Source organism: Luteococcus peritonei, from assembly GCF_039526385.1.
Lineage (GTDB): Bacteria > Actinomycetota > Actinomycetes > Propionibacteriales > Propionibacteriaceae > Luteococcus > Luteococcus peritonei.
Genome location: NZ_BAAAIX010000007.1, coordinates 145079 through 163565, shown reverse-complemented (window position 1 = coordinate 163565; position 18487 = coordinate 145079). Strand labels below are relative to the sequence as shown.

General features: G+C 72.2%; 18 protein-coding genes. 12 read left to right on the top strand and 6 right to left on the bottom strand.

Annotation, left to right across the window (positions count from 1 at the left end; all coding sequences use genetic code 11):
• Positions 1–189 precede the first annotated feature (189 nt).
• Both ABD073_RS03140 and ABD073_RS03135 read right to left on the bottom strand, forming a co-directional pair.
• The gene (locus tag ABD073_RS03140; protein ID WP_343872326.1) at positions 190–564 is read right to left on the bottom strand and encodes a DUF2255 family protein; all 375 of its coding nucleotides are present in this window, start codon (positions 562–564) and stop codon (positions 190–192) included.
• 7 nt (positions 565–571) lie between these two features.
• Positions 572–1447, bottom strand: coding sequence for an aldo/keto reductase (locus ABD073_RS03135; RefSeq protein WP_343872325.1), 876 nt, complete (start codon positions 1445–1447; stop codon positions 572–574).
• A gap of 188 nt (positions 1448–1635) precedes the next feature.
• On the opposite strand from ABD073_RS03135, the gene ABD073_RS03130 reads away from it, so the two are divergent.
• Positions 1636–2463 carry an MBL fold metallo-hydrolase gene (locus tag ABD073_RS03130; RefSeq protein ID WP_343872324.1) on the top strand — a complete coding sequence of 276 codons (828 nt, stop codon included), beginning with the start codon at positions 1636–1638 and terminating at the stop codon, positions 2461–2463.
• A 164-nt stretch (positions 2464–2627) separates the two neighbouring features.
• Positions 2628–4424 (top strand): 5,6-dimethylbenzimidazole synthase, encoded by a 1797-nt coding sequence (bluB, locus tag ABD073_RS03125; RefSeq protein ID WP_343872322.1) that lies wholly within the window; start codon positions 2628–2630, stop codon positions 4422–4424.
• A gap of 55 nt (positions 4425–4479) precedes the next feature.
• Here bluB and ABD073_RS03120 read toward each other — a convergent pair whose 3' ends face one another.
• Together ABD073_RS03120 and ABD073_RS03115 are read right to left on the bottom strand one after the other, a co-directional pair.
• Positions 4480–5694, bottom strand: coding sequence for an MFS transporter (locus ABD073_RS03120; protein ID WP_343872320.1), 1215 nt, complete (start codon positions 5692–5694; stop codon positions 4480–4482).
• A gap of 128 nt (positions 5695–5822) precedes the next feature.
• A complete protein-coding gene (locus ABD073_RS03115; protein ID WP_343872318.1) occupies positions 5823–6665 on the bottom strand; it encodes a helix-turn-helix domain-containing protein in 843 nt (280 codons plus the stop codon).
• A 116-nt stretch (positions 6666–6781) separates the two neighbouring features.
• On the opposite strand from ABD073_RS03115, the gene ABD073_RS03110 reads away from it, so the two are divergent.
• Both ABD073_RS03110 and ABD073_RS03105 read left to right on the top strand, forming a co-directional pair.
• Positions 6782–7141, top strand: coding sequence for a PadR family transcriptional regulator (locus tag ABD073_RS03110; RefSeq protein WP_343872317.1), 360 nt, complete (start codon positions 6782–6784; stop codon positions 7139–7141).
• Positions 7138–8163: a hypothetical protein gene (locus ABD073_RS03105; protein ID WP_343872316.1), complete on the top strand. Its 1026-nt coding sequence runs from the start codon at positions 7138–7140 to the stop codon at positions 8161–8163. Before ABD073_RS03110 ends, ABD073_RS03105 begins: the two co-directional genes overlap by 4 nt.
• 34 nt (positions 8164–8197) lie before the next feature.
• Here ABD073_RS03105 and ABD073_RS03100 read toward each other — a convergent pair whose 3' ends face one another.
• Positions 8198–9238: an SAM-dependent methyltransferase gene (locus tag ABD073_RS03100; protein ID WP_343872315.1), complete on the bottom strand. Its 1041-nt coding sequence runs from the start codon at positions 9236–9238 to the stop codon at positions 8198–8200.
• 58 nt (positions 9239–9296) lie between these two features.
• Here ABD073_RS03100 and ABD073_RS03095 point away from each other — a divergent pair, with 58 nt between their 5' ends.
• The 4 genes from ABD073_RS03095 (at position 9297) to ABD073_RS03080 (ending at position 12897) form a co-directional block, all read left to right on the top strand.
• Complete coding sequence (locus tag ABD073_RS03095; protein ID WP_343872313.1) at positions 9297–9866, top strand: TetR/AcrR family transcriptional regulator; 570 nt, start codon at positions 9297–9299, stop codon at positions 9864–9866.
• Positions 9863–10981: a heparan-alpha-glucosaminide N-acetyltransferase domain-containing protein gene (locus ABD073_RS03090; protein ID WP_343872310.1), complete on the top strand. Its 1119-nt coding sequence runs from the start codon at positions 9863–9865 to the stop codon at positions 10979–10981. The genes ABD073_RS03095 and ABD073_RS03090 overlap by 4 nt, the downstream gene beginning before the upstream one ends.
• A gap of 84 nt (positions 10982–11065) precedes the next feature.
• Positions 11066–12397 (top strand): Na+/H+ antiporter family protein, encoded by a 1332-nt coding sequence (locus ABD073_RS03085; RefSeq protein ID WP_343872309.1) that lies wholly within the window; start codon positions 11066–11068, stop codon positions 12395–12397.
• 74 nt (positions 12398–12471) lie between these two features.
• The gene (locus tag ABD073_RS03080; RefSeq protein WP_343872308.1) at positions 12472–12897 is read left to right on the top strand and encodes a hypothetical protein; all 426 of its coding nucleotides are present in this window, start codon (positions 12472–12474) and stop codon (positions 12895–12897) included.
• Between the two features lie 27 nt (positions 12898–12924).
• Here ABD073_RS03080 and ABD073_RS03075 read toward each other — a convergent pair whose 3' ends face one another.
• Positions 12925–13446 (bottom strand): DinB family protein, encoded by a 522-nt coding sequence (locus tag ABD073_RS03075; protein ID WP_343872307.1) that lies wholly within the window; start codon positions 13444–13446, stop codon positions 12925–12927.
• 122 nt (positions 13447–13568) lie between these two features.
• Here ABD073_RS03075 and ABD073_RS03070 point away from each other — a divergent pair, with 122 nt between their 5' ends.
• From ABD073_RS03070 to ABD073_RS03055, 4 genes are all read left to right on the top strand, one after another.
• A complete protein-coding gene (locus tag ABD073_RS03070) occupies positions 13569–14348 on the top strand; it encodes a carboxymuconolactone decarboxylase family protein (RefSeq protein ID WP_343872306.1) in 780 nt (259 codons plus the stop codon).
• Positions 14349–15043: 695 nt separating this feature from the next.
• On the top strand, positions 15044–15931 hold the full coding sequence (locus ABD073_RS03065; protein WP_343872305.1) for a hypothetical protein: 888 nt from the start codon (positions 15044–15046) through the stop codon (positions 15929–15931).
• Between the two features lie 125 nt (positions 15932–16056).
• Entirely contained in the window at positions 16057–16677 is a 621-nt protein-coding gene (locus tag ABD073_RS03060) for a GOLPH3/VPS74 family protein (RefSeq protein ID WP_343872304.1), read from the top strand.
• A gap of 111 nt (positions 16678–16788) precedes the next feature.
• A complete protein-coding gene (locus ABD073_RS03055; RefSeq protein WP_343872303.1) occupies positions 16789–18177 on the top strand; it encodes an amino acid permease in 1389 nt (462 codons plus the stop codon).
• Positions 18178–18487 lie beyond the last annotated feature (310 nt).

Here is an 18487-nt window from a genome sequence, read left to right as displayed (position 1 = left end):
TGCTCCACGACCGGGCCACGGATTGTGGGGATGATTTGGGTCGACTACGCACCCAAATCATCCCCACAATCGGAAAAGGGGACGTCGCGCCCGTCCCCGGACCCCCAGCACCGTGCTTGCGTAAAAAACGTGGGTCGACGACTGTCCCACGAGTTCCGCACCATCACGCACGGCGCCTCGACAGGCCGCTCAGGGGCGGGGCGTGAGCTCCATGGTGGCGGCGCGGGCGCGTTGGCCGATCATCGAGCCCAGGTAGGCGCTGGTGGCGTACTTGGCGCGGTAGGCCTCGTCGATACGGTCGTTGAGCGCCTCCTCCGAGACGGGCGTGAAGGCGACCTCGTGCCGGCCGCCGGCCGCGGTGATCACGCCGGTGCGCTGCGCCAGGGCGGAGCCGTACCAGCGCCCACCGGTACCGCTGTAGGAGCGCACGAACAGCCGCCCGTCCACCACCACGGACCAGATCCAGGTCAGGGTGCCGGTGCTGCCGTCGGGATGGTGGGCGCAGATGTGCAGGTCATCGGAAGCGGCGATCGCCTCGATGGTCTCGCGCGGCCAGCTGCTCATGCCGACATCACTTCCCGCTGAAGACGGGGAAGGCGCTGTGCTCGCCGTAGTCGGTGAAGCGGATCTCGCGCAGGGCGGCCATGTCGAGCTCGGAGATGGTGAAGTCGAGCTGGGCATTGCTGCGCATGTGCTCCGGATTCGCCGTCTTGGGCAGTGCGACGGTCCCGAGCTGGATCACGTAGCGGATGCACAGCTGGGGAACGCTCACCTGGTAGCGGTCCGCGATGCGTCGCACCTCCTCGGCCTCCAGGATCGCGCCGTGGGCGATCGGCGAGTAGGCCTCGATCAGGATGTCGCGCTCCTGGCACCAGGCGATCAGCTCGTCGGGGGTGTTGCCGACGTGGGCCAGCACCTGGTTCACCGCCGGCGGTACGGTGCCGTTGGTGAGGAGGTTCTCCAGGTCGTGCTGCTGGAAGTTGGAGACGCCGATGGCGCGCACCTTGCCCGCCGCTCGGGCCTCCTCCAGCGCCCGCCAGGCCGCCAGGTTGCCCTCGTCGTAATTGCCCTGCCCCCTGAAGTCGTCCCAGGGCTGCGGGCTGTGGATCAGCATCAGGTCCAGGTGGTCCAGGCCCATCCGCTCCAGGGTGGCGTCGATCGAGGACACCGCCTCGTCGTGGTCCTTCACCTCGGCGGCCAGCTTGCTGGAGACGAAGACCTGGTCGCGGTCCAGGCCGCAGGTCCGGATGCCCTCGCCCACGCCGCGCTCATTGCCATAGGCCTGCGCGGTGTCGATGTTGCGGTAGCCGATCTCGACGGCCGCCCGCACCGCCTCGGCGGCCTTGTCGTCGTCGATGAACCAGGTGCCCAGACCGAGCTTGGGCACCGGGGTGCCGTCGGCCAGGGACCAGTTCTCGGTGAGGATCTGGGACGTCTTCTCGCCCATGGTGGGCCTCCTTCGTCGTGGTGTCACCTCCCATTCCAGCACCCCGACGGCGCGGACTCGAGGCCCCGGACGGGTGATGACAGCACCCCTCGTGACCGTCGACGCCCCTGCCACCGCATGGCCGACCGTGGGAGGCTGGGAGCAGCATCGCGGGCGAGGAGGCCCGCCCAGTACGCACAGGAGCACCCATGGACAGCACCCCGCGCCGCACCGCCGACGGCCAGGCCCAGGCCCCGGTCACCCAGCCCTTCGGCGCCGAGGCCTTCGAGCCCGCCGAGGGCACCGTGATCCGCTGGCTCGGGATGGCCAGCTTCCTGCTCAACTGTCGCGGCACCACCCTGATGCTCGACCCGCTCACCCACGGCTTCGACATGCCCGTGATGGCCGAGCCGCCGATCGCCGCCGCCGACGTGCCCCGGCTGGATGCCGTCATCGTCACCCACAGCGACAACGACCACTTCTCGGTGCCCACCTGCACCGCGCTCGGCCCGGTCACCCAGGCCTTCCACTCCACCCACTGGGTGGCCGAGCTGATGACCCGCAACGGGCTCGAGGCGCAGGGCCACGACATCGGCGCCGGCTTCGAGGTCGGTCCGATGCACATCACCCTGACCCCGGCCGACCACGCCTGGCAGAACGCCTATCCCGGCACCGACGAGCACTTCCACCAGCCGGAGGACGCCTGCGGCTTCTGGATCGAGACCCCCGACGGCACCATCTGGGCCACCGGGGACTCCCGCCTGATCGAGGACCACCACCTCACCCGTCCCCGCCCCGACGCCATCCTGTTCGACTTCTCCGACTCCGAGTGGCACTTCACCTTCGAGGGCGCGGTGCGGATCGCCGACGCCTATCCCGACGTGCCGCTGGTGCTGAACCACTGGGGCAGCGTCGACGCCGCCGACTTCCCGCCCTTCAACGGCGACCCGGCGCGGCTGGCCGAGGCCGTCGTGAACCCGGAGCGGATCGTGGTGCTGGCCCCCGGCGAGCCCTACCAGCTGCAGCGCCTGGCCTGAGCAGCACCAGCTGGCAGCAGGAATCGCACGGGCGACGACGGCCCGGGCTGCTCCCCGGCGACGCTCCACCGCTGACCCACCGTCCGCAGGCCCACCGTCCGCAGGCCCCACCCGCGCGCCCGCCGCATCGCCCGGCCTGAAAGGATCGTGGCCAGGAGGCGCGCATGACACAGCACTGGCGACGACCGGTTCCGACGGTCGGTGACACGACGGCCGCGAGCGAACGGGCGGCAGCCCCGGACGGTTGGGCCTTCTCACCCGAGGAGATCGCGGCGCTGGACCGGGTGATCGGTGCGCGCCGCGACATCCGGCGCTACCGGCCTGACCCGGTGCCCGAGCACCTGGTGCGCCGTGTGGTGGAGGCCGGCCATGCCGGCCCGTCGGTGGGCCACTCGCAGCCCTGGCGCTTCATCGTGATCCGCGACGAGCAGACCCGCGCCCGCGCCGCCGTGATGGCCGACGCCCAGCGGATGGCGCAGGCCGCGGCCATGGAACCCGAGCGCGGCCAGCGGCTGCTCGACCTGCAGCTGGAGGGCATCCGGGAGGCGCCGGTGGCGGTGGTGGTGGCCTGTGACCGGCGCTCCCCCGCCCTCGGCACGCTGGGCCGCGCCACCTTCACCGATGCCGACCTGTGGAGCTGCGCCTGCGCCGTCGAGAACATGTGGCTCACCGCCCGCGCCCACGGTCTGGGCATGGGTTGGGTCACCCTCTTCGAGCCCGACGAGCTGGCCGCCCTGCTGCACCTGCCCGAGGGCGTCGAGACCCTGGGCTGGCTCTGCCTGGGCTGGCCCGACGAGCGCCCGCCCGGCCCGGGACTGGAGCGTCGCGCCTGGTCACGCAAGGCCCCGCTGGACGACGTGATCCTGCACGAGCGCTGGCCCGCCGACGACCTGGCGCCGCCGGAGCACCACCTGGCCGCACCGCAGCAGGTCCCCACGTCGGAAGCGACGACGCAGGAGCAGGACCGGGGCGGGCATCCCCTGACGCTCCCGGAGCGCGAACAGATGGTCGGGGCCCGCGACGGGGCCGACCGACTGCTCACCCCACCGGGATCGCTGGGCATCCTGGACGCCGCCCTGGACAAGGTGGTGGCGGTGGCCGGGGCCGAGGTGGCCCGCGCCACGCTGCTGCTGGCCGCCGCGGACCACCCGGTGACCGAGCTGGGCGTCTCCTCCTTCGAGAGCAGCGTCACCCGCGAGCTGCTGGAGGCCTCCGTCGCCGGTCAGGCCGTCGGTGCGAGCACCGCCCGCGCCGCCGGTCTGGACGTGGTGGTGGTGGACTGCGGCACCGACGGCCCGTCCGTCGAGGGCGCGCTGGATGCCCGCGCCACCCGCCCCCGCGGGAACCTGGCCGAGACCGACGCCCTGCACCCCGACGACGTCGAGGCACTGCTGGCCACCGGACGTCGGATCGGCGCCGAGACCGCCTCGCGCAGCCCGCTGGTCTGCCTGGGCGAGATGGGGATCGGCAACACGACGGTGGCGGCCGCGATGGCCGCCCGGCTGCTGGACCTGCCGCCAGAGCAGGCGGTGGGCATCGGCGCCGCCGCGGATGCCGGCATGGCGCAGCGCAAGACCGAGGTGGTGCGGCAGGCCCTGGCCCGCACCACGGCACGGGAGCCGGCCGAGGTGCTGGCGGCCCTGGGTGGTGCCGAGCTGGCGCTGCTCACCGGCGTGACGCTGGGTGTCGCCGAGTCGGGTGGCGTGGTGGTACTGGACGGCCTGGCCACCAGCGTCGCCGCCTTGGCCGCGGTGCGCCTGGAGCCGGCGGTGCAGGCACGGCTGGTGGCGGGCCAGTCCAGCCGGGAGCGCGCCCACGCGCTGGTGCTGCAGGCGCTGGGCCTGGAGCCGCTGCTGCAGTTGCGACTGCGCGCCGGGGAGGGCGTCGGCGCCGTGCTGGCCGCACAGATGCTGCTCACCGGGCTGGCCATGCGACGCACCGCAGGGCGCGTCGACCGCTGAGCCGTCGGCTCGCCGACCGGCGAAGAGACCCCCGGGGCAGGCAGGACGAGCCGGCTCAGCGCTCCATGCTGCGCGGGTTGCGGGCCCACAGCCAAGTGGCGATCGTCGCCACCAGGGCGATCGCGACGTAGCAGAGCATCACCTGGGGCAGCTCCAGGCGTCGGCTGAGCTGGCCGGTGACCAGGTTGGGCAGCATCGCGCCCAGGTAGCAGGTGAGGTAGATGGCGGCCAGCACCGCGGCCCGGTCCTGCGGCGCCACCCCGTCCATCAGGCCGCGGATCGAGGCACTGACGGCCACGCCCTGACAGGCCCCCGCCACCACCCCGCCGGCCAGGAAGCCGACGATGGAGCCGTTCCACAGCGAGACCAGCAGCAGGCAGGCGCCCAGCAGGAAACCGGTCATGCCGGCCCGCTGCGCGGCAGCCGGACGGAAGCGTCCCTGCAGTGGGGCGCCCAGCACGCCCGGCACCATGTAGGAGGCGAAGACCAGCGCCATCCCCAGCGCACTGTCGCTGTGCAGGTGGTCCTTGGTGATCGCCGGGCCGAGCGACTGGTAGGCGGCGCCCAGCGCCCAGGTGGCCATGAAGGCCAGCGCGGCCACCGGCATCAGCCGTCGCGCATCGGGCGGCAGCGCCACTCGTGGACGCAGCGAGGCCAGCGCGCCGTGGCGACGCGGGTGGGTCTCCGGCGCGAGCCAGACCAGCACCAGGCAGACGGCCAGCGCCAGGCACATCACGACGAAGACGGTGTGGCGCGGCGTCGGACCGTGGTCCACCAGCGCACCGGAGGCGAAGGCGCCGATGGTGAGCCCGACATTCGGGGCCTGCGAGGTCACCAGGGTGGCCAGCCACGGCGGGTCCTGCGGCGCGGAGTCGACGACATAGGCCATCAGGGTGCTGGAGGCCATTCCGCAGCCCAGGCCCATCAGGAAGCGGCCGACCACCAGCGGCCAGACCGAGCTGACATCGAGCAGCACCAGGCAACCGGCCATCACCAGACCCAGCGTGGCGAGGCTCACCGGCCGTCGCCCCAGGAAGGAGGACAGCCGCCCCAGGCAGAGCAGGGCGCCGATGGTGCCCAGGAAGTAGGCGACGACGGTGAGCGAGAGGTCGGCGGTGGTGACGCCGTTCTCGGCCCGGTAGGTGTTGTAGAGCGGCAGGGGTGAAGCGGAGGCGACGAAGGCCACCACCAGCGACGTGGTGGCGGCCACGAAGGCCATCCGGGGCTTGGTCTGCCGGGCGGGCGTCTCGCTCGTCGCGGTGCTGGTCACGGGCTTCCTTCGGTCGGCTGCCTCCAGCCTCGCAGCGGCCCGACGGCGCAGGGAAGGCCTGGGCGGGGTGCTGCCGCCACCCCCCGGGCGCCCTCACGGCACCCGTCTGCGTCCGCCCTGCCGTGAGCTCAGCCCTGGGGGCCCGGTTCCTCGTCCTCCAGCTCGGCGAGGGCCGCGAAGGCCGCCTCTGAGCCGGTGCCGGGCAGCGGCCGGTAGACGGTGAGCACCAGGTCGGGGTGGTCGCGTACCAGGAACTGGCAGTGCGCCAGGGTCATCGGGCCCAGCTCGGGGTCCACGAAGCGCTGGGTGCCGGTGCCCACCTGCAGCACGTGGTGCTCGGTCCAGCGCTGCTCGAAGTCGGACTCGGTGCGCAGCTCGTCCACCAGGGCCGCCAGCTGCGCGTCGCCGGGATGGGCGGCCAACGAGGCCCGCAGGGTGCCGACGGCCTGGTTGGCCACCTGGTCGTAGTCGGGATACAGGTCCCGCGAGGCAGGCTCGAAGACGTGGCGGGCGATGTTGGCATCGGCCAGGTGCTGCACCGCGCGGAACAGGGCGCGGCCGCGCTGGTTGCCGGCCAGCATGTCCATCCGGTGGTTGCGCACCACGACGGCGACGCCTTCCATGGCCGCCACCATCTCCACCACCTCCAGCGGCAGGTCCGCGTCGCTCTGGGTCGTGGGGCGGCTGTTCAGCTGCGAGACCAGATCGGCCAGGTAGCCCCGCTCGACGGCGTCGAGCTCGAGGGCATCCATCAGCGAGGCCAGCACCGACTCCGAGACCCCACGGGCCCGGCCGCGCTCCAGCTGCACGTAGTAGTCGGGGCTGATCGCGGCGCGGGCGGCCAGCTCGTCACGACGCAGGCCGGGCACCCGACGAGGCCGCGGGTCGGCGGCCTCCTGCGGCGTGGGGCTGAGTCGGGCACGGCGGGAGCGCAGGAAGTCGCGGATCTCCTCGCGGACCTGGTGGGGCATTCCCCAAGGCTAGTGCCGCGGCTGCCCGACGACGGGGTGTCCAGCACCGGGCCCGGTGGTCAGCGGAGCCGCCAACCGTCTTGTCTTCTATCTAAGTAGGATTCATACTTAGATACATGGATGAGAGCACCTCGCGCTGGCCCACCGCCTGGATCCGGGCCGCCCTGGACCTGGCGATCCTGTCGGCGCTCGGCCAGGGCGAGTTGCACGGCTATGCCATCGCCGCGGCGCTCGAGGCGCGCGGCATGGGTCGGCTCAAGGGCGGCTCGCTCTACCCGGTGCTGGCCCGGCTGGAGGCCGACGGGTTGGTGGCCGCGGTCTGGCTGCCGGGCGAGTCCGGGCCGGGCCGCAAGGCCTACAGCCTGACCCCTGCCGGGGCGCGCCACCGCGAGCGATTGGCTGCCGACTGGCAGGACTTCACCGCCGCGCTGGGCGCCCTCTCACCGTCCCCCGCCACCGAAGGAGATCCCCGATGAGCACCGACCTCTCCCACGTCACGCAGGACTTCACCGCCATCGCCGGCCGCGCGGAGGACCACGCCTGGGCCGGCACCGCGCTGCTCACCCTGCTGCAGGGACGCCTGGCGCCCGAGACCGTGGCGCGACGCCTGGAGCAGGCCCGTCGGCTGGTGGCCGAGAGCGGTGAGAGCGCCGAGGACGTGCTCGGCGAGCCGGTTCCATGGGCCCGGGAACAGCTGGCCGAGGCCAGCCTGGCCGGAGCCAGTTTCACCGACGACGAATCCACTCCGCACGACGTGGTGGTGGTCGGGCTGCTGTTGGCGGTGGTGATGACGCTGGTCTGGGGCGTGCTGAGCCTGGTCAAGGGTCACTGGAGCACCGACTGGAACCTGGCGATGGTGATGGCACCGCCGCTGCTGGCCGGGCTGGTGGTGGGCGCCATCACGACCCACGAGCGACTGCTGCGTCGCCGGCCACAGTGGCAGGCCACGGCCCTGACCGCGCTGGCCTGCACGCCGCCGGTACTGCTGCTGGCCTGGTTCCTGGTCGCCCACCCGGTCTCGCTGGGCCGGCACAGTTCGCTGTGGTGGTTCGCCCTGGCCGGTCTGCTGGCCGCCCTGACCTGGCTGGCCGGACGCCTGGTGCCCGACCCCGGCCAGCGTCGGGTGGCCACCGTTGGACTGGACGACGAGCAGTGGCTGGCCCAGGCGCGGGTGAGGCTGCGCGAGCGCGGCGGCCTGCGCGAGGAGCAGATCGTCGCCATCCTCGACGAGGCGCGCGCCCACAGCCGGCAGGCCGGCACCAGCCTGGCGGCGGAGTTCGGCAACCCGGTGGGCTACGCCGGCACGCTGCCGGTGGACGAGGCCCGCACCGCCCGCAACCGGTGTGTGGTCTGGCTGCTGCTGGCGGTCCTGTGGGGCGGTTTGGCGCTGGCCGAGCCCACGGGCTGGCGGGTGGGCATGGCCCTGGTCACCGGTCTGGTGGCGGCACTGAGCTGGTGGCAGCACCTGCGTCGCCCCCGCCCCGAGACCCAGCGCTGAGATCCAGGCGCCGAGCCGCGGGATCCGGTGGCGCTCAGGCGGGACGCACCCCGGTGAAGGCGTGGTACATGCCGTCGGCGCCGAGCGGAATGGCCTGCACCTGTTCCAGACCGGCCTGCTGCAGCCGGGCGGTGAGCTCGTCGACGAGCGGGAGGCGGGCAGCACCGCGGGTCATGGCGCCCCACAGGTCGAGACCGCAGGTGGCGATGCCGGTGCCGCGCACCACGGTGGTGGCCACCAGCCGACCGCCGGGCGCCAGGAAGCCCGCCAGGTGGCGCAGCACCTCCGCCTGCTCACGCTCGGGGAAGTAGTAGACGTTCTGGTGCAGGGTCACGACGTCGAAGCTGCCGTCGGGAGTACGGTCGCGCACGTCGCCGGTCTCCACCTGCGCCCGGTCACCCAGCCCCCAGTCGGCGAGGTTGCGGCGCGCCAGTTCTGCGGCCGGCTCCTGCAGCTCCAGGCCGAGCGCTGTCAGCGCGGGATTGTGCCGGCAGGCGGTGCGGATGTGGGCGCCACTGCCGCAGCCCACCTCCAGCAGGCGCACCGGCCCCTGCGCGGGCACCAGACGACGGACGGCCTCGGCCAGCCAGGGCTCCCCCAGCCGAGAGCTGCGCGCCACGATCTCGGCGTCGGCATCGCCCAGCTCGAACCGCCGCCCCTCGCGCAGCCGCTGCGGGGTCTCGGCCACCAGGCGGTGGTCCAGCTCGGCCATCTTCTCGTACATGGCGGCCAGCGGGTCATTGCCCGGCCGCACCAGGCTGCGGGCACGACGCGAGCGCAGGGCGTAGCGGCCGTCCTCGCAGCGCAGTTCGCCGAGCGTGACGCCCAGGTCGAGCCAGGAGGCCAGACCGTCGGACAGCTCCGGATCCATGCCGAGCTCGCCCACCAGTTCCGCGACGGTGGCGGGGCGGCGGTCCAGCTGCTGCAGGATCCCGCCGCGCAGGCCGGCACCCAGGAAGGCCACCCGGAAGTAGCTGGGCACCAGACGGCCGAAGTCCATGATCCCGGGCATCCAGCCGCGACGGGCCAGGTCCTTCAGTGGCGCCAGGTTCGACAAGGAGGACAGGGGCTTCATCGCAATCCTTTCGACAGTCGTCGAATTCCGACGACTGTCGAAAGGGTAGCCTGCTCCCATGGCCGGCCACAACAGCACCCGCGAGCAGCTGCTCGATGCGGCGCTCCAGCTCGTGGTCGAGGGGGGTGTGGCCCAGGTCAGCCACCGCAGTGTCGAGGAGCGGGCCGGGGCAGCGCGCGGCTCCACCCGCTACTGGTTCGGCACCCGCGAGGCACTGCTGGCCGAGCTGGTCGGCCACCTGGCCGAGCGGGACCGACTGCTGCTGGAGCAGGCGCAGCAGGCCATGCTGCCGGCCGGCGCCGGCGAGGAGGTGGCCCACGCGGCGGTCACCGAGTTCGCCGCGGCCCTGCTGGCCGACCGAGAGGGTTCCTTGGCGCGCTTCGAGCTCTACCTGTACGCCGCCCGCCGCCCCGAGCTGCGCGCGGTGGTGCAGCGCTGGAGCGAGAGCTTCACCAGCCTGGGGGCGCAGCACCTGCCCGAGCCGGACTCCGAGCAGACCCGCACCCGGGCCGCCCTGCTCTCCGCGACCCTGGACGGCCTGGCCCTGCACGCCCTGGCCGCGCCCGACGAGGGACGCGACGCGGCGGCACCCGAGTGGTTCTCGACGCAGGCACTCGGGCCCCGGTGAGCGACCCAGAGCCCGGCGCCGACCGGCTGGCCGCCCCGGGGAGACTGGCCGGCGTCGACCTGGCCCGAGGACTGGCCGTGCTGGGCATGTTCGCCGCCCACCTGCTCGACCTGCCCGAGCTGGACTGGAACCGGCCAGCCACGCTGCCGGGCCTGGCGACCGGCCATGCCTCCGTGCTCTTCGCCCTGCTGGCCGGCGTCTCGCTCGCGCTGGTCGGGACCGCCTCGCGGACCGACCGCGGCAACCGCCTGCGGCTGGCCTGTCGCGCGCTGGTGATCTGGGCACTCGGCCTGGCCGTGGTGGGCACCGGCGTCCCGGTGGAGGTGATCCTGCCCGCCTACGGCCTGCTCTTCCTGGTGGCCACCGGACTGCTGGGGCGCAGCGTGACCACCCTGCTGCAGGTGGCGACGGTGCTCGGCCTGCTGGGACCGCCGCTGGTGCTGGCCCTCGACGAGTGGCTCTGGCCCCGCATCCCCGACGGCGGCGCCTGGCAGGACCGGCTGGGCTGGGCCTATCCGGCACCGGTCTGGGCCTGCTACCTGGCCGGCGGGATGGCGGTGGGCCTGCTGCTGCGACACCCCGCCCGCCGCACGCCGAAGGCGCTGGCGGAGCTCGCCGTGGCCGGAGCGCTGCTCGCGGTGCTCGGCCATGCCCTGCTCGGGACGCTCGCCGGCCTGGCCACCGCCACGGACCGGCGCCCCGGGAGCCCTGCCTGGTGGCTGCGGGCCCTGGACGACGCTCCCCACTCCGACGGGATCGGCGAGGTGGTGGCCTCCTCGGGGCTGGCCCTGCTCACCCTCGCGGCCTGCCTGCTGCTCTGCCGCACGCCCATGGCGCTGCTGGCCTGGCCGTTGCGGGCCGTCGGGTCGATGCCGCTCACCGCCTATGTGGCCCACCTGCTCGCCTGGGCGGGCTGGCTGCACCTGAACCCCACCGGCGAGGCCGAGGCCGTGGCGGCCTTCCGCGCGCTGCACCCCTTCTGGCCGACGGTGGCCCTCACGCTCGCGGCCTGCAGCCTGTGGACGGCTCTGCTGGGACGCGGGCCCCTGGAGCAGCTGGTGCGGGTGCTCTCCGGCCGGCTGGCCGGCGTCGTGGAGCGTCCCACGACCACCTGATGGACGAACTGCCGCCGGGAGCGAGAGCGCGGCCGGGCTCCACTACTGTTCGCTCGTCCCTCCCACCGGCCCAGGAGTCCCTGAGTGAACGCCGTCGTCGTCGCCGTCATCGTCATGCTCGTGCTGTCCTTCGCGCGGGTGCACGTGATCATCTCCCTGGTGCTGGGTGCCATCGTCGGCGGCCTGCTCGCCGGGATGGGCCTGACCGGGACCATGGAGTCCTTCACCACCGGCATCGCCAACGGCGCCAGCATCGCGCTGAGCTATGCCATGCTCGGCGCCTTCGCAGTGGCCATCGCCCACTCGGGGATGCCGCAGGCCTTCGCCGGCTGGGTGATCCGGCGGGCCGGTGACCCCGACGCGGCCGATCCGCGGCGTGGGCGTGGCGTGAAGTGGGTGCTGATCGGCGTCCTGCTGGTGGCGGGCATCATGAGCCAGAACCTGGTGCCGATCCACATCGCCTTCATCCCGCTGCTGGTGCCGCCGCTGCTGCTGGTCTTCAACCGCTTCCGGGTGGATCGCCGGCTGCTGGCCTGCGTGATGACCTTCGGCCTGGTCACCACCTACATGTACCTGCCCTACGGCTTCGGCAATGTCTTCCTCAACGAGATCCTGCTGGCCAACATCAAGGAGGCGGGCCTGGACACCGCTGGCGTCAACGTGATGACCGCCATGGCGATCCCCGCTCTGGGCATGGTGGTGGGCCTGCTCACCGCCCTGCTGTCCTACCGCCGCCCGCGCGACTACCAGGACCTGCCGGTGGCCGGCCAGGAGGCCGTCGACCCCGAGCAGCCGGTGAGCCGCTACCGGATCGGGGTCGCCCTGCTGGCGATCGGGCTCAGCCTGTTCATCCAGATCTGGGCCGACTCGCTGCTGCTGGGCGCCCTGGTGGGCTTCGCCGTCTTCATGGCCGCCCGGGTGGTGCGCTGGGGCGATGCGGACACCGTCTTCAACCGCGGCGTCACCATGATGGCGATGATCGGCTTCATCATGATCTCCGCGCAGGGCTTCGCGCAGGTGATGAAGGACACCGGCGACGTGGACAAGCTGGTCAGCCAGAGCGCGAACCTGTTCGGCGGCTCGCAGCTGCTGGGATCGCTGGTGATGCTGCTGGTGGGCCTGCTGGTCACCATGGGCATCGGCAGCTCCTTCTCCACCCTGCCCATCATCACCACCATCTTCGTGCCGCTGTGCGCCACGCTGGGCTTCAGCCCGCTGGCCACCGTGAGCATCATCGGCACCGCGGGCGCGCTCGGCGACGCCGGATCGCCTGCCTCCGACTCGACGCTCGGCCCCACCTCCGGCCTGAACGCGGACGGCCAGCACGACCACATCCGCGACACCGTGCTGCCCACCTTCCTGCACTACAACATCCCGCTGCTGCTGGCCGGCTGGGTTGCCGCCATGGTGCTGTGACGGGGGCAGGGACGGCTGCCTGACGACGCTCCCCCATCCGACCGGCACCGACCCCCAGCTGCCATGATGCTCGCATGAGCACCAAGGACGGCTTCACCGCCGAGGAGAAGGCCGCCGTCAAGCAGGCGGCCGCCGAGCGTCGCCGCACCGCGGCCGGCAAGAACACCGAGCAGGACGTGCTGGACGCCATCGCCGCCATGGACGAGGGCGACCGGGCCATCGCCGAGGGACTGCACGCCCTGGTCAAGCGGGTGGCGCCCGAGCTGACCAGCCGCACCTGGTACGGCTTCCCCGCCTATGCCCGTGATGCCAAGGGCAAGGAGATCGTCTTCTTCTACCAGTTCGCGGGCAAGTTCAAGACGCGCTACGGAACCCTGGGCTTCAACGACAACGCCCAGCTCGACGAGGGCACCTTGTGGCCGGCCGCCTATGCCATCACCACGTGGGACGAGGCCACCGAGCAGCAGGTGGAGCAGTTGGTCCGGCGCGCGATCGGCTGAGCGCCGGGGCCTCGGCGTGGGTCCGTGCTAGTCACCGGTGAGTCCGTCGACGGCCTCGCGCAGCAGGTCGGCGTGGCCGTTGTGCCGGCTGTACTCCTCCACCATGTGCACCAGGATCCAGCGCAGCGTGAAACGGCCGTCGGGTGTGACCTGGTCCAGCCCGTCCGTCTGCAAGGCCTGGTCCAGCGCCTCACGGGAGGCCTCCACGGCCTCCTGCCAGCGGGCGAACAAGTCGTCGGGTGCCCTGCCCGCGGCGTCGTGCCAGTCCCAGTCCGGATCGGCCCGCCAGTCCACCTCGTCCCAGGGCGGGGCACTCGGGCGCCCCAGCAGCACCCGGCCGAACCAGTGGTCCTCCACATAGGCCAGGTGGGAGAGCATGCCGCCCAGCGTCACCCCGCCCGGACGCAGCGGCCTGTCCAGGCCGGTCGCATCCAGACCGGAGCACTTCCAGGCCAGGGTGGCGCGGTGGAAGTCCAGGAATCCGGTCAGCGTCTCCAGCTCTCCGGCCCGCTGCGGCGGCTCCGGACGGCCCTGCTCGTCGGTCCTCATGCTCAACATCCCAGCACAGGGCGCCGGGCAGCGCATCGGGATTTCCGTAGGGGGGCCAGCAGTACCTTCCATGGCTCGGTGGGCGGCGGCAGGATGGTGACATCCGCACGAGAGGAAGCCCCATGACCGAGCAGACCTGGCCGCCGGCCGACCGCGAGCAGCGCGCCGAACAGACCTTCACCCGGCTCTTCGGCCCCCGCGACACCACCGCCCCGGACAAGGACCCAGAGTTCGGCCAGATCCTGCGCAAGCTCATCTTCTCCGACGTCTTCGCCACCGGCGAGCTCGACGACCGCACCCGCGAGCTGATCACCTGCACCGTGCTGGCCTGCGTCCAGGCGCTGCCCCAGCTCAAGGCCCATGCGGCCGCCGCCCTGAACGTCGGCGTGGAACCGGTGGCGCTGCGCGAGGCCATCTACCAGCTGGCCCCGCTGATGGGCTTCCCCCGCACCCTGAACGCGATCGCGGTGCTGGACGAGGTCTTCGAGTCCCGGGGCGTCGAGCTGCCGCTGCCGGAACAGGCGAGCGTGACCGATGCCGACCGGATGGCGCGGGGCGCCGCCCTGCAGCAGGAGGTCTACGGCACCGAGATCGCCGAGGCGCTGGCCGGTCTGCCCGCCCCCTATGCCACCGCCGTGCCGGGGATGCTGACCGGCTGGCTCTTCGGCGACCACATGAGCCGCGACGGCCTGGACCGGGCCACCCGCGAGCTGCTCATCCTGATGGGCCTGACCGCGCTCAACCTGTCCGGCCCGATCCCGGCCCACGTCCGGGGCTGTCTGGAGGCCGGCAACCAGGTGGAGACGGTGCTGGCCGCCGTCGTGCAGGCCATGCCCTACTGCGGTTTCCCGGCGGGGCTGGTCACCGCGCGCGCCGTGCTGGCCCACCTGGAACAGGCCTGAGGGACGCGCCGGGTCGTCGTGGCGTGGGGCACCCAAGCGGGGCGGCGGCGGCCCGTCAGTCCCTGCCCGGACCCCGAGAGGCCGGCGCACCGGGCCCTGCCCCGGACAGCACTTGGGCTCGGAAGCCATGGCTTCCGAGCCCGTCTGCGTGGCCCTGGCTCCCCCGAGCGGGCCACCTGTTCAGTTGTGCACCGGCTTCCCCCGAACCCGGTGGCTGCCTGACCGATCCCCCGATGCGGCCTGGCGGTGTGCGGACGTCCTTCCCCCGAAGGTGCCGCGGCGGGAGCCATGCTCCCGGTCTTGCGAGCCGCTCCCCCGAGCGACCCCTTTCGACAGACCCCATCCTCACCCGGGCAGGGTTCAACGACAAGCCCCGAATGTTGATCCCGTCTTCAATCAGTTAAGCGGGTCTTCAGGCCAGACCGGCGCGGTGTCCCCTCTGGCGTGACAGGAGCCGGGGCGGAGGGCGCCATGACGCGGGTTAGTTGTCCGAGCCCCGCACACCTCGCCTGTGAACAGGACCCGTCGCGCCGGGCATTAACTTTTCGCGTTAACTTCTGCACGGCCTAAGCGCTCCTTCTGTCCGCTCGGACAATATTCCGCTCCTACAATGTGTCGTATGTCAGGACGTGGCTGCCGGCTCTTCGGCGTCCCACTACGGTGGTCCCCTCAACACCAGGACCAAGGAGCAGCACATGTCCCCCGACGACACCCCCGCTGACGGCGAGGACTTCGCCAGGCTGCTCTCGCGCGCCGTGATGCGTCGCGAACTGACCCTGGACAGCATCGCCTCGCGGCTTCGCGCCGCCGGTTGCCCGGTCTCCACCGCCACGCTGAGCTACTGGCAGAACGGGCGGACCATCCCCACCCGGATCTCCTCGATGCGCGCCGTCAGTGTCCTGGAACGCGTCTTGCTGGTGCCCCCGGGCCATCTGCTCTCCGCCCTGCCGCAGGGTGCGCCCACCGCCTGGCGCCCCAGCATGGTGATCCCGCCCGATGCCCCGCTGCGCGCCGTGCTGAAGCAGATGAAGATCAGCCTGGAGCGCTTCCACACCCCGGTGGTGCACATGGAGAGCCTGGTGCTCGACGAGGAGGACCGGGTGCAGCGCCACCTGGTGCGCCAGGTGCTGCGGGCCGAGGTGGACGGTCGGATCACCTGGCCGGTGATCTACAAGCAGGAGGACGTGGGCGACGAGGCCCCCTGGGTGGTGCCGCTGCTGGGCTGCCAGCTGGTGCAGCACACCCAGGTGGCCGAGATGGGCCTGTTCGTGGGCGAGATGACGCTGCCCCAGCCGGTGCGGGCCGGAGACCTGGCCTCGATCGAGCTGGAGGTGGTCTGGACGCCGGCCCTGCAGCCCTGCCTGAGCCGGGCGCTGGCCGCGCCGGTGCAGTACCTGGTGATGGACGTCACCTTCCAGGGCCGGGTGCCCGCCAGCGCGCGCCACACCCACACCCCGAGCTTCGAGGAGGACGCCCAGGCCCGCCGCACGCCGCTGGAGGTGCACGACAATGCGGTGCAACTGGTGCAGCAGCACGCCGCACCCGGCCTGCACGCCATCGAGTGGGACTGGCCGCAGGCCTGAGCCGTCGCCGTGGACAGACCCGCGGCACGTCCCCCGCAGCCCCATCACCCTGGCCGTCGCCTGCTGAACAACTGAACCCCGTTGTGGGCAAGACAATCAGCGGATCCGGTCACTAGGCTCTCGGCATGCTCCTGGCCCTGCCACACCACCTGGCCCTGCTCTCCCTGGATCCCGAGAGCGGTGGCCGGCGCTCCACCATCCCCACCAGCTATGCCATCGCGACGCTCGCCCTGGCCGAGCTGGTGCTGCGGGGCCGGCTCGACGTGGTCCATGGCAAGGTGGCGGTCAGCCATCCGGAACCCACCGGGGAGCCGCTGCTCGACGAGGCGCTCGCCGGGGTGCAGAACGACACCCTGCGCGCCCCGGTGGCCCGGATCAACCGGCTGCGTGCCCAGTTGGAGCAGTCCTGCTTCCGCCAGCTCGTCTCCGGGGGCGTGCTGCGCGCCCGCACCGAGGGTTCGGTGGCGCGGACCGTGCTGGCCATCGCGGATCCGGTGCCGGTGGCCGCCCTGCGCCAGAAGCTGCGCACCGGCATGGGTCTGGCCCGCGAGGACATCTGCCTGGTGCTGGGCCTGCGGATCGCCAGCCTGGAGCAGCCCGTGCTGGGCGAGGAGTACCGCACGCTGCGCGCCCACGCCGAGGAGCTGGTGGAGATGGGCGAGCTGCCCGCGGGTGCCGCCGTCGTGCTCCGCGCCGGCCACGAGGCCCGCGCCACGATGGCGGCCGGGCTGGTCGCCGAGGGCTGAGCGGGCCTCGCCCTGGTCGGCAAGGGTTGGGCCCTCGCGGGACGCGTCGGGGCAGCCGATGCCGCGGGACTACACTGCGCAGGTTCCCACCGCCGCAGACTGGAGCCCCGCATGAGCCACGCAGACCTCCCCACCCCCGAGCAGGCCTCGGAGCTGCCGGGGCTGCGTCGGGACCTGCGCAACCGCCACATCCAGCTGATCGCGCTGGGCGGTGCGATCGGTACCGGGCTGTTCTACGGCGCCGGCGAGTCGATCTCGATGGCCGGGCCCGCCGTCCTGCTGGCCTACCTGGTCTGCGGGGCCGTGATCTTCCTGGTGGTGCGGGCGCTGGGCGAGATGAGCGTCGACACCCCCACCTCGGGTGCCTTCAGCTACTACGCCTACCGCAACTGGGGCGAGTTCCCCGGCTTCTTCTCCGGCTGGAACTACTGGTTCAACTACATCGCGGTCTCGATGGCCGAGCTGGTGGTGGTGGGCAGCTACGTGCAGTTCTGGCTGCCGCAGGTGCCGCTGTGGCTCTCCTCGGCGGTCTTCCTGGTGCTGGTGACCCTGGTGAACCTGGTCAGCGTGAAGGCCTACGGCGAGTTCGAGTTCTGGTTCGCCATCATCAAGGTGATCGCCATCATCGCCATGATCGTCTTCGGCCTGGGCATCATCTGCTTCGGCTGGGGCAACGGCGGCCAGGCCACCGGCATCTCCAACCTGTGGAGCCATGGCGGCTTCCTGCCCAACGGCCTGTCCGGGCTGGTGATGGCCACCGTCGTGGTGCTCTTCAGCTTCGGCGGCGTGGAGCTGGTGGGCATCACGGCCGGCGAGGCGCACGACCCCGGCCGCTCCATCCCCAAGGCGATCAACCAGGTGGTCTGGCGCATCCTGCTCTTCTACGTGGGCGCCATCTTCGTGATGCTGGCCATCTTCCCGTGGAGCGGGCTGGGCACCGACGAGTCGCCCTTCGTGAGCATCTTCTCCCAGCTGGGCATCGCGGGCGCCGCCACCATCCTCAACGTCGTGGTGCTCACCGCCGCCGTCAGCGCCTACAACTCCGGGCTCTACTCCAACGGCCGGATGCTCTACGCGCTGGCACGCCAGGGCAATGCGCCGGCCTTCCTGGGCCGGGTGAACGGGGCCGGCTCGCCGTGGGCCGGCGTGCTGGCCAGCTCCTGCGTCACCGCCCTGGCCGTGCTGCTCAACTATCTGCTGCCCGGCAAGGTCTTCCTGCCGGTGATCTCGGTGGCGCTCTTCGCCGGCATCCTGAACTGGACCATCATCGTCATCACCCAGATGAAGTTCCGACGCCGGATCGGCGAGGGGGCCCGTGACCTGGCCTTCAGGATGCCCTTCCACCCCGTCTCCAACATCGTGGTGCTGGCCTTCCTGGCCGGCGTGGTGGTGCTGATGGGCTTCATCGAGAGCTACCGGATGGCGCTGGTGGTGGGGCCGCTGTGGATCGCCCTGCTGGCCATCAGCTATGCCGTGAAGAAGCGGGTCCAGAAGGCCTGAGCGACCAGTTCGCGCCTCGCCCGCCCACCTCGCGCCTCGCCCGCCCACCTCGCGCCTCGCCCGCCCACCTCGCGCCTCCTCCACCCACGTCGCGCCTCGCCCGCCCACCTCGCGCCTCCTCCACCCACGTCGCGCCTCCCCAGCAACGTTGCGCGCGTAATTCCGGGCGCAAGGTTGCTCATGGGGCGCAAGGTGAACCCCAGGGGCGCGACGTGACGCTGGAGGCGCGGCGTGATGCCCGGGTCGCGGGGTGGGAGACGGGGGCACGACGCGACCTGAGGGCGCGACGGGGCGGCCATCGGCAGCTGTC

Coding starts and splice junctions, on each gene's coding strand:
- ABD073_RS03070 (WP_343872306.1), top strand. CDS start 13,569: ATGACCGAGCAGACCTGGCCGCCGGCCGACCGCGAGCAGCGCGCCGAA.
- ABD073_RS03055 (WP_343872303.1), top strand. CDS start 16,789: ATGAGCCACGCAGACCTCCCCACCCCCGAGCAGGCCTCGGAGCTGCCG.
- ABD073_RS03075 (WP_343872307.1), bottom strand. CDS start 13,446: ATGAGGACCGACGAGCAGGGCCGTCCGGAGCCGCCGCAGCGGGCCGGA.
- ABD073_RS03130 (WP_343872324.1), top strand. CDS start 1,636: ATGGACAGCACCCCGCGCCGCACCGCCGACGGCCAGGCCCAGGCCCCG.
- ABD073_RS03100 (WP_343872315.1), bottom strand. CDS start 9,238: ATGAAGCCCCTGTCCTCCTTGTCGAACCTGGCGCCACTGAAGGACCTG.
- ABD073_RS03065 (WP_343872305.1), top strand. CDS start 15,044: ATGTCCCCCGACGACACCCCCGCTGACGGCGAGGACTTCGCCAGGCTG.
- ABD073_RS03115 (WP_343872318.1), bottom strand. CDS start 6,665: ATGCCCCACCAGGTCCGCGAGGAGATCCGCGACTTCCTGCGCTCCCGC.
- ABD073_RS03135 (WP_343872325.1), bottom strand. CDS start 1,447: ATGGGCGAGAAGACGTCCCAGATCCTCACCGAGAACTGGTCCCTGGCC.
- bluB (WP_343872322.1), top strand. CDS start 2,628: ATGACACAGCACTGGCGACGACCGGTTCCGACGGTCGGTGACACGACG.
- ABD073_RS03060 (WP_343872304.1), top strand. CDS start 16,057: ATGCTCCTGGCCCTGCCACACCACCTGGCCCTGCTCTCCCTGGATCCC.
- ABD073_RS03110 (WP_343872317.1), top strand. CDS start 6,782: ATGGATGAGAGCACCTCGCGCTGGCCCACCGCCTGGATCCGGGCCGCC.
- ABD073_RS03140 (WP_343872326.1), bottom strand. CDS start 564: ATGAGCAGCTGGCCGCGCGAGACCATCGAGGCGATCGCCGCTTCCGAT.
- ABD073_RS03095 (WP_343872313.1), top strand. CDS start 9,297: ATGGCCGGCCACAACAGCACCCGCGAGCAGCTGCTCGATGCGGCGCTC.
- ABD073_RS03105 (WP_343872316.1), top strand. CDS start 7,138: ATGAGCACCGACCTCTCCCACGTCACGCAGGACTTCACCGCCATCGCC.
- ABD073_RS03080 (WP_343872308.1), top strand. CDS start 12,472: ATGAGCACCAAGGACGGCTTCACCGCCGAGGAGAAGGCCGCCGTCAAG.